Below are 722 nucleotides of genomic sequence, written 5' to 3'. Positions count from 1 at the left end.
ACCCCGGCCCAGAACTTCGCGCCCTCGCCGGCCTGGACCCAGATCCCGAGCACGTGCTTGATCCCGTCGAGATCCACTCCGACGGCGATGTAGGCCGACCGGTTGCGGACCTGGTGGCCGTCGCGGACCTTCACCACCAGCGCGTCGAGGTAGATGATCGGATAGATCTCCTCGAGCGGCCGGGCCTGCCAGGCCTTGACCTCCTCGAGCACCGAGTCGGTGACCTTGGAGATGGTGTCGTGGGAGAGCTCGGTGCCGATCGTGCGCTGCAGGTGGTGCCCGATGTCGCGCACGGTCATCCCGCCCGCGTACAGCGAGATGATCATGTCGTCGAGGCCGCCGGCGCGCCGCGCGCCCTTGGGAACCAGCCGCGGCTCGAACGACCCGGCCCGGTCCCGCGGCACCGCCAGTCCCACCGGCCCGACCTCGGTCGCCAGGGTCTTGGGGGTGTGCCCGTTGCGTGAGTTCGGCGAGCCCCGCCCGGCCGGGTCGCCCTTCTCGTAGCCCAGGTGCTCGGTCAGCTCGGTCGACAGGCCCCGCTCGAGCACCGAGCGCACCAGTTCGGGCAGGAACCCGCCCTCGCCGGTCAACGTCAGCTCCCCGGCCGAGGCCCGCTCCATCACCCCGTCGAGCAGCCCCGCCTCGAGCATGTCGTTGACCGCGGCCCGCGCCGGATCCACGTCATTACCGCTGCCACGGTCCTCGGTCATGGTCATCTGTGT

The 722-nt window shown here is 70.8% G+C and carries 1 protein-coding gene; it reads right to left on the bottom strand.

The window, feature by feature from the left end; translation table 11 throughout:
• Positions 1 to 650: IS256 family transposase (locus WCD41_RS31035; RefSeq protein WP_337719126.1), on the bottom strand; the 650-nt coding region annotated here is incomplete at its 3' end.
• Positions 651 to 722: the final 72 nt, after the last annotated feature.

Source organism: Actinomycetospora aeridis, from assembly GCF_037400275.1.
Lineage (GTDB): Bacteria > Actinomycetota > Actinomycetes > Mycobacteriales > Pseudonocardiaceae > Actinomycetospora > Actinomycetospora aeridis.
The sequence above is the reverse complement of the archived record's forward strand: the minus strand, read 5'-3'. Positions and strand labels throughout refer to the sequence as shown.